Raw genomic sequence first — 11195 nt, forward strand, 5'->3', positions numbered from 1 at the left:
TCCAATCCGCAGTATTCCTACTTGATTGGTAGGAAGAGTGGGGCAGCGGTCGGTCGGCGTCAAGACCCATTCACGATCCGGGACGGCCTGCCCGGGAAATCTCGGCAATTCCCACCTGTTCGGTGGGGTTGTCGGCGTCGGTCGGTCGACCGCCGTACCGCCGTCCGGCGGCGCCCCCGCCGGAGCACCCGCCGGTGCCGACCGCTTCTGAGCGGAGGTCGCCGGTGTCGGGGGTGCCGACGCGTTAGGGTCGATCTCGTGCCGACGCGCAGAGTGAAAATCCCCGCGACGAAATATCCGGTCGAGCGGTACACCCTCGACAACGGCCTGCGGGTGGTCCTCACCCCCGATCGCAGCGCCCCGGTCATCGGGGTCGCGGTCGTCTACGACGTCGGCATCCGGTCCGAGCCCGAGGGGCGTACCGGCTTCGCCCACCTCTTCGAGCACCTGATGTTCCAGGGCTCGGAGAACCTGGAGAAGCTGGCCCACTTCCGGCACGTCCAGGGCGCCGGCGGCACCTTCAACGGCTCCACCCACCTGGACTACACCGACTACTTCGAGACGCTGCCGAGCAACGCCCTGGAACGGGCGCTGTTCCTGGAGGCCGACCGGATGCGCGGCCCCCGGCTGACCGAGGAGAACCTGCGCAACCAGGTCGACGTGGTCAAGGAGGAGATCCGGGTCAACGTGCTGAACCGGCCGTACGGCGGCTTCCCGTGGCTGACCCTGCCGCCGGTCATGTTCGACACCTTCCCGAACGCGCACGACGGCTACGGCTCCTTCGTCGACCTGGAGTCGGCCACCGTCGCCGACGCCGCCGACTTCTTCCGCCGCTACTACGCCAGCGGCAATGCGGTGCTGGCGGTCAGCGGGGACATCGACGTCGCCGAGGCGATGACTCTGATCGAGCGGCACTTCTCCGACGTGCCGGCCCGACCCGCGCCGCGGCGGCCCGACTTCACCGAGCCGGACCTGACCGTCGAGCGGCGCAGCACGTACACCGACACCCTGGCGCCGCTGCCGGCGGTCGCCGGGGCCTGGCGGGTCCCCGACCCGATCGACGACTTCGCCGGCTACCTGCCCTACGTGGTGCTGGCCGAGGTGCTCACCGACGGCGACGCCTCCCGGCTGGTCGAGCGGCTGGTCCAGCGGGACCGGACAGTCACCGGCCTCGGCGGCTACCTCGGCTTCATGGGCGACCCGTTCGACGTGCGCGACCCCACCGCGCTGCTGCTCCAGGCGCACCTGCCACCCGGCGGGGACGTGGACAAGGTGCTGCGCACCATCGACGAGGAGATGGACCGGCTGGCCACCGACGGGCTGATCGAGGGCGAGCTGGCGCGTACCCAGGCCAGGATGGCCACCCACCTGCTGCGGGACACCGACGCGGTGCTCGGTCGGGCGCTGCGGATGGCCGTGCTGGAACAGCAGCGCGGCGAGCCGGGCCTGCTCAACGAGCTGCCCCGGCTGGTCGGCGAGGTCACCGAGGAGCAGGTCCAAGCCGCCGCCGCCACCCTGCGGCCGGAGCGCCGCGCCGCCGTCGAGGTTATTCCCGGAGGTGCCCGGTGAGCGCGAGGAGTGAGCCGGGGTTGCGAGCCCCGCAGTCGCGAACGGAAGACGCCCCGGTGAGCGCGAGGAGTGAGCCGGGGTTGCGAGCCCCGCAGTCGCGAACGAAGGTGACCCGGTGACGACGACCGCCCCTGCCACGCCGCGCGCGCTGCCGCCGCTCGGCCCCACCCGCAAGCTCAAGGTGCCGAAGCAGGCCGAGCGGCGGCTCGCCAACGGGCTCACCGTGATCGCGGTACGCCGCCCCGCCGTGCCCCTGGTCGAGCTGCGGCTGTGGATGCCGTTCGGCCGTACCCACCTGGCGCGCGGCGCGGTGCTCTCGCAGACCATCCTCTCCGGCACGCAGACCCACACCGCCACCCAGATCGCCGCCGAGTTGCAGAAGGTCGGCGGCGGGCTCTCGGCCGGCATCGACCCGGACCGGCTCATGCTCTCCGGGGCCGCCCTGGTCACCGGCCTGGGCCGGATGCTGGAGCTGGCGGCCGACGTGCTGACCGACGCGACGTACCCGGCCGACTGGGTGGGCACCGAGCGGGACCGGCTGATCGACCGGATCCAGGTGGCGCAGAGCCAGCCGGCGCACCTGGCCCGGACGGCCCTGCTCAAGCGGATCTACGGCAGCCACCCGTACGCGGTGCAGACCCCGGAGCCAGAGCAGGTCCGCGCGGTGAAGCCACCGGCGCTGCGCAAGCTGCACGCCGAGCGGGTGCACCCGGCCGAGGCGGTGCTGGTGCTGGTCGGCGACGTGCGGCCGGACCGGGCGCTGGACGCCGCCGAGCAGGCGCTGAGCGGCTGGCGCGGCGAGACCCGGGGGGTCGACCTGCCGCCGACCCCGCCGCTGGAGCCCGGTCCGCTGCTGCTGGTCGACCGGCCCGGCTCGGTGCAGTCCTCGCTGCGCATCGCGCTGCCCGCGGTGCCGCGCACCCACCCGGACCACGCCGCGCTGCAACTGGCCAACCTGGTCTTCGGCGGCTACTTCTCCTCCCGCTGGGTGGAGAACATCCGCGAGGACAAGGGCTACACGTACGGGCCGCACTCGTCGGTCGAGCACTCGGTCGCCGGCTCGGTGCTGGTCGCCGCCGCCGAGGTGGCCACCGAGGTGACCGGCCCGGCGCTGCTGGAGACGACGTACGAGCTGGGCCGGCTCGCCTCGCTGCCGCCGAAGCCGGACGAGCTGGAGCAGGCCCGCCAGTACGCCCTGGGCACCCTCCAGCTCGGCATGTCCACGCAGGCCGGTCTCGCCTCGCTGACCAGCGCGTACGCCGGCAACGGGCTGCGCCTGGACTTCCTGGCCGAGCACGCCGCCCGGCTGGCCAGGGCGACCCCCGAGGACGTCGCGGAGGTCGCGGCCCGCTACCTCGCCCCGGCGAAGGCGGTCACCGTGGTGCTGGGCGACGCCGACCGGATCGAGGGACAGCTGGCCGCGCTGACCCCGGTGCGCCGGGAGTCGGCGTGAGCGGCGAGTCCGCCCCGCCGCTGGCCCGCACCACCCTGGACCGGGCCGCGCACCGGCGTACCGACCCGAACTGGCTGGCGCAGGCCTGGCGGCGGTCCCGGGTGCTGATGCTCGACTCGTCGCGGGAGGGGCTGGCGCTGGTCCGTACCGATGCCAACCCGCCGGCGCTGGTGCTGCGCGAGCCGGCCGAGCTGGACGGGATCGCCGACGCCGCGCCGCTCTTCCTCGGCCTGGAGCCGGACGGTGCGCCGGTCTTCGCGGTGGACGCGCCGCTGCCCGACCTGCCGGGCACCCGGGCGGTGCACCTGCGGGACGTCGGGCACCTGCTCAGCGACCGGGACGCGGGCATCTTCACCACCGCGCTGGCGCTGGTCAACTGGCACCTGGGGCACGGCTGGTCGCCGCGGACGGGGCACCGGACGGAAATCGACGAGGGTGGCTGGTCCCGGGTGGACGCGCAGGGCCACCGGGCCTGGCCACGGACCGACCCGGCGATGATCGTGCTGGTGCACGACGGGGTGGACGGCCCGGACGGGCGCTGCCTGCTCGGCAACAACGCGACCTGGCCACGCACGGCGGGGGAGCGCCGCTTCTCCTGCCTGGCCGGCTACGTCGAGCCGGGGGAGTCGGCCGAGGCGGCCGTGCTGCGCGAGGTGCACGAGGAGGTCGGGGTCGCGGTCGAGCGGATCGGGTACGCGGGCAGCCAGGCCTGGCCGTTCCCCGGCTCGCTGATGCTCGGCTTCCTGGCCGAGGCGGACCCGAAGGCGCCGGTCCTCCTCGACCCGACCGAGATCGCGTACGCCCGCTGGTTCACCCGGCGGGAGGTCGGCGCGGTGCTGGCGGGGCGGGCGGTGGACGCCGGCGACGGGGACCGGGTGATCCTGCCGCCGCCCTCCTCGATCGCCCTCTTCCTCATCCACCGCTGGCTGGACGGGCACTGCTGACCGGTTGACGGCCCGGGCGCCGGGCCTGGACGCGGTCCCGGCCCGGGACCGTCGTTGCCGCGACGATCCCGGGCCGGGAACACGGACCGTCGTGGCGGATGAGGCGAGGAACACGGCGGGGGAGCCGGTCCGACCACGGCGGACGTCGGTGGTTCTCAGGTGCCGCTGGCCTCCCACCACTCCTGGTAGACGACGCCGGGATCGTCGAGTGGGAGCACCTTGACCCGTTGCCGGCCGGACCGGACGGCGCCGACGGTGGACAGCGCGCGGGCGAGCAGCAGCGCGGCGTCGCGGTCCTCGGCGTGCACGATCTGACGGCGCGGTTCGGGCGCGGTGGTCTCGTCCCGCAGCCGGCCACCACCGACCCAGGCGGCGGCGATGTCGTTGTCGGCGGCGGTGCGGATGTCGGTACGAACGATCAGGAAACGCATGGCTGTCTCCGGATGGACCGCGACGGGGCGAGCACGCTGTGGAAGTTCCACGTCACTCTTTCGTCATGTTACGCCCGCGCGTCGTCCCAGCAAGTGAAACGCGGCCATCCGTCCGGTCTCGTCCGATCATCCGATGCTCGGTCCGGACGTTCGCGCCGGCGGAGACGACGAGAGGCCGCCGGCGGTGCGCCGACGGCCCCTCGCTGCGTCACCGGATCAGTTCAGATCGAACTGCCCGTTCTTCGCGCCGCCGACGAAGCCGAGCCAGCCGGCCCGGTTGAACAGCAGCACGGGCCCGCTCGGGTCCTTGCTGTCCCGCAGCGCGACCACGGCCGCACCGGCGCCCAGCGGCGCCACCTCCACGCAGTTCGAGGTCTGGCTGCGGGTGCTCTTGCGCCACGGGGCGTCGGCGAGCTGCCGGGCGGAGACGGTGTTGCGGATGTCGTTCATGGTTCTGCTCCTGCTCCTGGAACTCCGATGGGGACGAGTGACCCGCCCGGCCCCGACGGGGTCCGGTGTGGATCACCGTTCCGTCAGGCGCCCGGAGTGTCGCCGGCGCTGGACCGGCGGTGGCGACCCGGGGGCCGACGTGGACGGGGCTGCCGAGTCGGTCAGCCGCCCCGTCGCCTCGAAGAGCCAGGAGAGGGTGTCCGATGCGGAGAGCGCCGCCGAGCACAGCCACTCGAAGGTCACTTTATAGCGATTTACCGGGTTTGCCTCGTGTGACATGACGTCGATGAAGCCGCCTTCGATCGCCAGGGTCTCCGGATCCTGGGGATCGGCGAACCGGTAGAGCGAGAAGGCGGTCGGCGGCAGGTAGAAATCGCCGATCACCGTGTCGCGTTGCAGCAGGTGCAGCGTGACGTTGGGAAGGATGGCCAGCTCACAGAGCTTTACCAGCTGCTCGTGCAGCACTTCCGGCGGCCCGGCCCGGCGGCCCAGCGCGGCCTCCTCCAGCACCGCCGTGTAGCGCGGGCCGTCGACCCGGTCCAGCAGCGACTGGCGGGCGAGCCGGGCGCGTACCTCGGTCTCCGGGTCCTCGCCGGCCTCGGGGTCGCCGATCGCGCTGGCCGCCCGGTCGGCCGAGACGATCCGCAGCCGGGCGTAGCCGGGGGTCTGGAGCAGCCCCGGCACCAGCACCGGGTTGTACTCGCGGATCTCCGCGCAGCCGGCCTCGATCTCCGCCCAGCCGAGCTGCTGCTGCGTCATCACCGGGTACGACTTGCGCCAACCGCGCATGTCGCCGGCCTCGTGGGTGATCCCCAGCAGGTCGTCGCGCAGCTCCGGCTCGGCGCCGTAGAGGTCCAGCAGGAGGCGTACGTCGTCCGGGTCCGGGCGGCTGCGCCCGTTCTCCAGCCGGGACAGCTTGGACGCCGACGCCCAGCCGATCCGCTCGATGACCTGGTCGCCGGTGAGTCCCGCCGCCTCGCGCAGGCGGCGCAGTTCGGTGCCGAGCCTGCGTCGTCGCAGGATCGGACTGGGTACCGCAGGAGGCACAGGTGTCCTCGTTTCGCGTCGACCGCCGCGGACGCGACGGTAACTGTATGAAATTCGCCCCCCACGGTCAGTATGGACGGCGCGACCGGTGCCGGAGGTTCCGGCGAGGGCGTGTCACGAGACAAAAAGAGGACTGTGGAAGGTGTCGGCCGTCCGGGCGACGATGACCGGGCCGGCCGCACCTCCCCCTGACGCGCCGACCGGCGCCATCCCCGCGGAGGGAACCCTCATGCGCACCGTCCTGCGCCGCCCCGACTTCCGACTGCTCTTCGGCGCGCTGCTGGCCAGCATGGCCGCCGAGTCGATCCTGCTGCTCGCGCTCGCCATCTGGGTCAAGGATCTGACCTCCTCCGACGGGCTGGCCGGCGCCACCATCTTCGCGATCATCGCCCCGATGACGCTGGCGCCGCTGGTCGGCTGGGTGGTCGACCGCTACCGCCGGCGGCCGTTCTTCGTCGCCGCGAACCTGGGCACCGCCATGCTGCTCACCCCGCTCTTCGCGGTCCGGGACCGCGCCGATGTGTGGATCATCTACGTGGTGGCCGCGCTGTACGGCTTGTCGTATCTCACGCTCAGCGCGACGCTCAGCGGCCTGATCCGGCAGCTGGTGCCGAGCGAACTGCTCGCCGACGCGAACGGGGCGCTGCAGACCGTGCGGCAGGGGCTGCGGCTCGGCGGCCCACTGGCCGGGGCGGCCCTCTACGCGGCCGTCGGTGGCTGGCTGCTCACCACCCTGGCGATGGTCGGGTTCGTCACCGCCGCCGCCGTGGTCGGGCTGCTCCGGGTGGCCGAGACCGAACCGGCGGCGGCCACCCTGCGCTGGCCGGCCGAGCTGGGCGCCGGGCTGCGCCACCTGGCCGGCGAGCCGGCGCTGCGCCGGGCCCTGCTCGGCTACGGGCTGGGCTCGCTGGTGATGGGCTTCAGCGAGTCGTTGATCTTCGCGTACGTCGACCAGGGGCTGGACCGCGACGCCGCGTTCGTCGGGGTACTGGTCACCGTGCAGGGGGTGGGTGGGCTGGTGGGCGGCCTGCTCTCACCCGCGGTGGTGCGCCGTATCGGCGAGGTCGGGGCGCTCGCCGCCGGGGTGACCTTCTTCGGCCCGGCCGCGCTGGCGCTGGCCTGGCCGGACCTCCGGCTCGGGGTGCTGGCGCTGCTGCTGGCCGGGGTCTCGTTGCCGCTGACCATGGTGGGGCTCGCCACGCTGATCCAGCGGCGCACCCCGCCCCGGCTGCTGGGCCGGGTCGCCGCGGCGTCCGAGGCGCTGGTCAGCGGCCCGCAGGCGTGCTCCATCGGGGCGGGCGCGCTGCTCGTCGGGGTGTTCGACTACCGGCTGTTGTTCGTCCTGGTCGGGGTGGTCACCACCGCCGCCGGCGCCTGGCTCTGGCGCGGCCGCCGGCTCTCCCCGCCGCCCGGGACGCCCGCTGGAGTCCCGTCGCCCCGCCGTCCCCACCCGGCCGAACACCTCACCCCCGACGCCACCCGCCGCTGAGCGCCCGCACCCGGACACGGAAAAGTGGCCGTTCCGGGGGGAACGACCACTTTTCGTGAGTGCTGAGGGGTCAGCCGGCGAGGCTGGCCAGGTGCTGCTTGACCTGGGTGATGGAGGGGTTGGTCAGGGCACTGCCGTCGGCGAAGCGCAGCGTGGGGACGGTCTGGTTGCCCCCGTTGACGCTCATCACGAACTGGGCCGCCTTCGGGTCCTGCTCGATGTCGACCACCTCGTACCCGATGCCCTCCCGGTCCAGCTGCGACTTGAGCCGGTGGCAGTAGCCGCACCACGGGGTGGAATACATCGTCAACATGGTCAGGTCCTCCAAGTGCTCGCCTCGCCCGGCCTGTCGTTCAGGTCAGGCTAACCGCTGCAACATCAGCGGGAGCTGAGATGATTCCTCGCTGTGGGGGTTCACTCAGCGGCGGAAGTCGTGCTCGCCGGGCTCGACCCGGAGCAGCGCGCGGCGGTGACCGCCCCGGCCGGCCCGGTCTGCATCCTGGCCGGCGCGGGCACCGGCAAGACCCGCGCGGTGACCTCGCGGATCGCCCACCGCGCGCTCACCGGCGAGATCTCCCCCCGGCACGTGCTGGCGGTCACCTTCACCGCCCGGGCCGCCGCCGAGATGCGGGCCCGGCTCACCGTTCTCGGGGTGTCCGGTGTCCAGGCACGGACCTTCCACGCCGCCGCGCTGCGCCAGGTGCGCTACTTCGCGCCCCGGCTGCTGGAGGGGCGCGCCATGCCCGAGCTGCTGGACAGCAAGGTGCGGGTGGTCACCCTGGCCGCCGCCAAGGTCGGCCTGCGCGCCGACCGGGCCGCCGCGCGCGACCTCGCCGGCGAGATCGAGTGGGCCAAGTCGTCGCTGGTCGAGCCGGGGGAGTACGTAATCGCCGCGGCCAAGGCGCTGCGCGAGACGCCGTACGAGCCGGCGAAGGTGGCCGAGGTCTTCGCCGCGTACGAACGGCTCAAGCGCTCCAACGGCGTGATCGACTTCGAGGACATGCTGCGCGCCGCGGTCTGGGGGATCGAGGAGCACCGGGACGTCGCCGAGCAGGTGCGCGGCCAGTACCGGCACTTCGTCGTCGACGAGTACCAGGACGTCAACCCGTTGCAGCAACGGCTGCTGGACGCCTGGCTCGGCGGCCGGGACGACCTGACCGTGGTGGGCGACGCCAGCCAGACGATCTACTCGTTCACCGGGGCCACCTCGTCGTACCTGGTCGACTTCCCGCGCCGGCACCGGGGCGCGACGGTGGTCCGGCTGGTCCGCGACTACCGCTCCACCCCGCAGGTGGTCGGGCTGGCCAACGCGGTGATCTCGCAGGCCCGGGGCGCCGAGGCGCGGCTGCGGCTGGAGCTGCACGGGCAGCGCCCGCCGGGCCCCGAGCCGGAGCTACGGATCTTCACCGACGAGCCGGCCGAGGCGAACGCCGTCGCCGCCCGCTGCCGGACCCTGGTCGACGGGGGCACCCCGGCCAAGGAGATCGCCGTGCTGTTCCGGACCAACGCCCAGTCCGAGGCGTACGAGAAGGCGCTGACCGAGGCCGGCGTGCCGTACGTGGTGCAGGGGGCGGAGCGGTTCTTCGAGCGGGTCGAGGTGCGCCAGGCGATGGTCGCGCTGCGGGCCGCCACCCGCTCGATCCCGGGGGAGACCCCGCTGCCGACCGCCGTGGTCGAGGCGCTCGCCGCGGTGGGCTGGGCCCCCGACGCGCCCCCGGCCGGCGGCGCCGCCCGGGAGCGGTGGGAGGCGCTGGCCGCGCTGGTCCAGCTCGCCGAGGAGTACGCGGCGACGCCGGAGGTGCTCCCGATCGGCGAGGCCGCCGCGGTGGAGCGCCCGGTGACCCTGAGCGACTTCAACGAGGAGCTGGCCCGCCGCGCCGCCCAGCAGCACGTGCCGACCGTCGACGGAGTGACGCTGGCGTCGCTGCACTCGGCCAAGGGGCTGGAGTGGGACGCGGTCTTCCTGGTCGGGCTCTCCGAGGGCACCCTGCCCACCACGTACGCCCGTACCCCGGAGCAGGTCGAGGAGGAGCGCCGGCTGCTCTACGTCGGGATCACCCGCGCCCGGCAGTGGCTCTGGCTGTCGTACGCCTCGGCCCGCTCGTCGGGCGGACGGGCCCGGCGGCCGTCGAGGTTCCTGCCGCAGCTGGACCGCTCCGGCGGCGGCGAGCGGGCCGGCGGCGGCGTGGCGAAGCGCACCGCCGCGCGCCGCCCCGCCACCCAGATCGTCTCCTGCCGGATCTGCGGCGCGACCCTGCTCGCCGGCCCGGACCGCAAGCTGGGCCGCTGCCCGACCTGCCCGTCCGACATCGACGAGGACCTGTACGAGCGGCTGCGGGACTGGCGGGCCCGGGTGGCCGGCGCGCAGAAGGTCCCGGCGTACGTCGTCTTCACCGACGCCACCCTGACCGCGCTGGCTGAGCGGCGTCCCGGGCGGACCGAGGAGCTGATCGCCATCGCCGGGATCGGGCCCCGCAAGCTCGGCCTCTACGGCGAGGCCGTGCTGGCGCTAGTGGACGGTGCGGCGGTGGACGACATCGCGCCGCAAAAAACTTTCGAAATCTCGTCGTAAATTCGTTTGCCCTCGCCCCCGGGCGAGGAATAGCCTCATGGCACACCTCGGGAGCGGCGCCATTCCGGCTGCTCACGGGGTGGGAGACCAAGTCGGCACGAGGAACGTGAGGGAGGTGGCACCCGTGGAGATCTTCACCTATGAGCGTCCGGCGGCGATGCCAGCTGCCTGCGCTCCGCTGTCGACTGTCCGGGTGGCCCTTGCCGCCACGCGACCGTCGGTTCCGCAGGTGCACCAGGTCCAGGCTCAGGCCGAGCTGACCCTGACCGTCGCACCGATCGGAGTCGAGGGGACCAGTGGCTTCACGGGCATGGGCATCGGTGTCGCCAAGAAGCGCACGGATGTCCGCGGCGCTCCACCTCGAGGTAGACCGGTCTGAATCCCAGACCACCGGCTCACCTCGAGGCCGCGGAACCCGCTCACCGGGATCCGCGGCCTCAGTTTTTTGCCCCGCCGTACGTCGGAAATGCGATCCACGAGATCGAAGTGAGAGAGAGGTGACCGGGCGATGAGTCTGGCGTTGGCCCCCCTCGACGTGAGCGTCGAGATGGAGGCGAACCTGCCCTGCCGGAAGTTCGACCCTGACCTGTGGTTCTCCGACCAGCCCGCCGAGCTGGAGTTGGCCAAGTCGCTCTGCGGGGACTGCCCGCTGCGCGTCGAGTGCCTCGCCGGTGCGGTGGAGCGGGCGGAGCCGTGGGGCGTCTGGGGCGGCGAGATCTTCGAGCGTGGCGCGGTCGTCCCGCGCAAGCGGCCCCGTGGCCGTCCGCGCAAGGAGGACCTCGCCCGCGACGCGGCGCTCCGGGTCGAGGCCGAGGCGCGACTGGTGGCCAGTGGTGTGGCCATCTCGCGCAACGCGGTCCGGCTGGCGGCCTGACAACTTCCCGTTCCAATCCCGCCGGTGTCCGACACCGGCCGCGAGAAAGCCGAAACCAATGCTGCTGAACTACCCGAACGGAACCGAGATGCAACTACTCCACGAAGCGTTGTCCCGTGCTCGAATGCGCCGGCCTCAGGCCGGTCGTACCACCACGAGCACTGAGGCAACCCGTTCCGCCCGTACCGTCGCGATGAAGAGCCGGAGCCAGTCGGCTCGCGACCTGGGCGCTCTCTAGATCCCTACCGAGTACGCGGGGGGGGGGGGGGGGGGGCCGGGCCCCCCCCCCCCCCCCCGGCACCCCCCCCCCCCCCCCCCCCCCCCGCCCCCCCGCCCCCCGCCGACCCGACCACCCGCCACGCGGCG

The 11195-nt window shown here is 73.3% G+C and carries 11 protein-coding genes; 7 read left to right on the forward strand and 4 right to left on the reverse strand.

Translation table 11 applies throughout. The annotated features are described in order from the left end of the window. The first annotated feature begins 258 nt into the window (after positions 1 to 258). The 3 genes from M2302_RS26790 (at position 259) to nudC (ending at position 3966) form a co-directional block, all read left to right on the forward strand. A complete protein-coding gene (locus M2302_RS26790) occupies positions 259 to 1569 on the forward strand; it encodes a pitrilysin family protein (protein WP_280840604.1) in 1311 nt (436 codons plus the stop codon). A gap of 115 nt (positions 1570 to 1684) precedes the next feature. Next, the gene (locus tag M2302_RS26795; RefSeq protein WP_280840605.1) at positions 1685 to 3022 is read left to right on the forward strand and encodes a pitrilysin family protein; all 1338 of its coding nucleotides are present in this window, start codon (positions 1685 to 1687) and stop codon (positions 3020 to 3022) included. Beyond that, a complete protein-coding gene (gene nudC, locus M2302_RS26800; protein ID WP_280840606.1) occupies positions 3019 to 3966 on the forward strand; it encodes an NAD(+) diphosphatase in 948 nt (315 codons plus the stop codon). The genes M2302_RS26795 and nudC overlap by 4 nt, the downstream gene beginning before the upstream one ends. A gap of 155 nt (positions 3967 to 4121) precedes the next feature. Here the strand turns inward: nudC and M2302_RS26805 are convergent, their stop codons facing one another. The 3 genes from M2302_RS26805 to M2302_RS26815 form a co-directional block, all read right to left on the reverse strand. Next, positions 4122 to 4397 (reverse strand): hypothetical protein, encoded by a 276-nt coding sequence (locus tag M2302_RS26805; protein WP_280840607.1) that lies wholly within the window; start codon positions 4395 to 4397, stop codon positions 4122 to 4124. A gap of 216 nt (positions 4398 to 4613) precedes the next feature. Then, entirely contained in the window at positions 4614 to 4847 is a 234-nt protein-coding gene (locus tag M2302_RS26810; RefSeq protein WP_280840608.1) for a DUF397 domain-containing protein, read from the reverse strand. Between the two features lie 72 nt (positions 4848 to 4919). Then, a complete protein-coding gene (locus tag M2302_RS26815) occupies positions 4920 to 5894 on the reverse strand; it encodes a helix-turn-helix transcriptional regulator (RefSeq protein ID WP_280840609.1) in 975 nt (324 codons plus the stop codon). Positions 5895 to 6123: 229 nt separating this feature from the next. Here M2302_RS26815 and M2302_RS26820 point away from each other — a divergent pair, with 229 nt between their 5' ends. Next, on the forward strand, positions 6124 to 7383 hold the full coding sequence (locus M2302_RS26820; RefSeq protein WP_280840610.1) for an MFS transporter: 1260 nt from the start codon (positions 6124 to 6126) through the stop codon (positions 7381 to 7383). Positions 7384 to 7453: 70 nt separating this feature from the next. Here M2302_RS26820 and M2302_RS26825 read toward each other — a convergent pair whose 3' ends face one another. After that, positions 7454 to 7696, reverse strand: coding sequence for a mycoredoxin (locus M2302_RS26825; protein ID WP_154942149.1), 243 nt, complete (start codon positions 7694 to 7696; stop codon positions 7454 to 7456). Positions 7697 to 7789: 93 nt separating this feature from the next. Here M2302_RS26825 and M2302_RS26830 point away from each other — a divergent pair, with 93 nt between their 5' ends. The 3 genes from M2302_RS26830 to M2302_RS26840 all read left to right on the forward strand — a co-directional run bounded on the left by M2302_RS26830 (position 7790) and on the right by M2302_RS26840 (position 10829). Continuing rightward, entirely contained in the window at positions 7790 to 9955 is a 2166-nt protein-coding gene (locus M2302_RS26830) for an ATP-dependent DNA helicase UvrD2 (protein ID WP_280840611.1), read from the forward strand. A 124-nt stretch (positions 9956 to 10079) separates the two neighbouring features. Beyond that, the gene (locus M2302_RS26835; protein WP_280840612.1) at positions 10080 to 10334 is read left to right on the forward strand and encodes a hypothetical protein; all 255 of its coding nucleotides are present in this window, start codon (positions 10080 to 10082) and stop codon (positions 10332 to 10334) included. A gap of 129 nt (positions 10335 to 10463) precedes the next feature. Continuing rightward, positions 10464 to 10829: a WhiB family transcriptional regulator gene (locus M2302_RS26840; protein ID WP_280840613.1), complete on the forward strand. Its 366-nt coding sequence runs from the start codon at positions 10464 to 10466 to the stop codon at positions 10827 to 10829. Positions 10830 to 11195 lie beyond the last annotated feature (366 nt).

Source organism: Micromonospora sp. A200 (assembly GCF_029893845.1).
GTDB lineage: Bacteria > Actinomycetota > Actinomycetes > Mycobacteriales > Micromonosporaceae > Micromonospora > Micromonospora purpureochromogenes.